This window comes from Actinomadura sp. KC216 (genome assembly GCF_004348535.1).
In the GTDB taxonomy this organism is placed as follows: Bacteria; Actinomycetota; Actinomycetes; order Streptosporangiales; family Streptosporangiaceae; genus Spirillospora.
Genome location: NZ_SMJX01000567.1, coordinates 1 through 2,397, shown reverse-complemented (window position 1 = coordinate 2,397; position 2,397 = coordinate 1). Strand labels below are relative to the sequence as shown.

2 protein-coding genes are annotated in these 2,397 nt (G+C 72.1%); one reads left to right on the top strand and one right to left on the bottom strand.

Features of this window, described 5'->3' with window-relative positions:
- Nucleotides 1–1,259 (bottom strand): family 10 glycosylhydrolase (locus E1264_RS42000; RefSeq protein WP_132183070.1); only part of this gene is annotated, 1,259 nt, incomplete at its 3' end.
- 164 nt (nucleotides 1,260–1,423) lie between these two features.
- Between E1264_RS42000 and E1264_RS41995 the strand changes: the two genes are divergently transcribed.
- Nucleotides 1,424–2,397 (top strand): Rv2578c family radical SAM protein (locus tag E1264_RS41995; RefSeq protein WP_207936986.1); only part of this gene is annotated, 974 nt, incomplete at its 3' end.

Sequence of the window (2,397 nt, the reverse complement as noted above, 5' to 3'; positions counted from 1 at the left end):
GGGTAGTGGTCGTCGCGCAGCCGGGCGGCGAACCCGCGGCGGTTGGAGACGATGTCGGAGGCGCTGAAGAACACGTCGCCGCGGATCTGCGGGTGCCTGGCGTTGAGGGTGAGGTGCCGGGACAGCTCGGCGGGGTTCTTCCAGGCGGCGTCCTTGCCGACGCGGTAGGCGCCCTGCCCGATGGTGAGCTGCACGTCGGTGCCCTTGACCTGGGCGGCCCACCAGGCGGCGAGCTCGGCGTAGTCGGCGCGGGGGTCGCCGATCGGCCAGTACAGCTGCGGGGTGATGTAGTCGACCCAGCCCTTCTTGATCCAGGTGCGGGTGTCGGCGTAGATGTCGTCGTAGCTCTGCAGCGCCCGCGTGCCGGACCCGCGGGGGTCGGTGCTCTTGTTGCGCCACACGCCGAACGGGCTGATCCCGAACCGCACCCACGGCTTGGCGTCGTGGATCTTCCCGGACAGGTCCCGGACGAGGGTGTCGACGTTCTTGCGGCGCCAGTCGCCCTTGTCCATGCCGCCGCCGTGGGCCTTGTAGGTGGCCTGGTCGGGGAACTCGCCGCCCTCGGGGTAGGGGTAGAAGTAGTCGTCGAAGTGGACGGCGTCGATGTCGTACTTGCCGACGACGTCCATGACGGCGCGGGTGGCGAGGTCGCGGACCTGCGGGAGGCCCGGGTCGTACCACAGGCCGGTGCCGTACTTGCGGACCCAGTCGGGGTTCTGGCGGGCGGGGCTCTTGGGCGAGAGCTTCTTCAGGTCGGCCTGGCGGGACACGCGGTAGGGGTTGAACCAGGCGTGGAACTCCAGGTTCCGCGCGTGCGCCTCCTTGATCATGAAGGCGAGGACGTCGTAGCCGGGGTCCTTGCCCTGCGTGCCGGTGATCCACTGCGACCACGGCTCGTACGGGGAGGGGTAGAACGCGTCGGAGTTGGGGCGGATCTGCACGAACACCGCGTTCATGTTCATCGCGGTGGCGGTGTCGAGGAGCCGGGTGAACTGCCGGCGCTGCTCGGCGGCGGGATCGGCGGTGTCCTTGGGCCAGTCGATGCCGGCGACGGTGGCGATCCACATGCCGCGCAGCTGCCGCGACCTGTCGCCGTCGCGGGGCGCGGCGGCGGGGGCGCATTCGGCCCTGGCCCCGGCGGTGACGGGGCCGTCCTCGCCCTCCCCGCCGAGTGCGGGGATGCCGCAGCCGGCCAGCGCGGCCGCGGCGGTTCCCGCCGCGAGGGCCGCCGTGATCCGGATCCTCAGTCGCGATGCCATAGCGGCCCATTGTCACCCACCGGTTGCGATGCTGCGTACGGAACGCGAATGTCCGTGTGATCCCTGCCCGTCCCGTTTCGCCCCACCCTCACGTTGCGATCTCCGAACACACGTTCCATACTGGCCGGACGGTTGATCGCTCAGACGTTCGAAAGGGGGCGGGTGTGCGCTGGGACCATCTCCGGCTGGACGGCGGCGACGCGGGCCCCGAGCCGCCGCTCATCGAGCGGCGGGCGGTGGCGCGCACCTTCGACACCCCGGGGTTCCGCGGCATGACCTTCTACGAGGTCCGCGCCAGGACGGTCATCAACAAGGTCCCCGAGGCGTCCCGGGTGCCGTTCCGCTGGACGATCAACCCCTACAGGGGCTGCTCCCATGCGTGTGTGTACTGCTTTGCCCGCAAATCGCACGAGTATCTGGAGATGGACGCGGGCGCGGACTTCGACTCGCGGATCGTGGTGAAGGTGAACGCGGCCGAGCGGGTCCGGGCGGAGCTGGCGTCGCCGCGGTGGCGGGGCGAGCACATCGCGATGGGCACCAACGTCGACTGCTACCAGCGCGCCGAGGGCCGCTACCGGCTGATGCCGGGCATCCTGGCGGCGCTGCGGGACGCGGCCAACCCGTTCTCCGTCCTGACCAAGGGGTCGCTGATCCTGCGCGACCTGCCGATCCTGCGGGAGGCGGCCGAGCGCACCGCGGTGAGCGCGGCGGTGTCGGTCGGGTCGGTCGACCCGGACCTGTGGCGGTCGGCCGAGCCGGGCACCCCGCCGCCGCGCCGGCGGCTGGAGGTGTGCCGGACGCTGAACGAGGCGGGCATCGGCTGCGGCGTGCTGATGGGCCCGGTCCTCCCCTATCTGTCGGACGCGCCCGCCCAGCTCGACGCGGCCGTCCGGCGGATCGCCGAGGCGGGCGCGACCTGGGTGTCGGCGATCACGCTGCACCTGCGCCCCGGCGCCCGCGAATGGTTCCTGGCGTGGCTGCGCGCGCACCACCCCGAGCTGATCGTCCCCTACGCGCGCCTGTACGGGTCGGGCGCCTACGCGCCGCGCGAGTACCAGGACGGCATCGCCCGGCAGGTCCGCGACCTGGCCGCCCGCTACGGCATCGGCGACCGCGCCGCGCACCGCCCCGCTCCCCC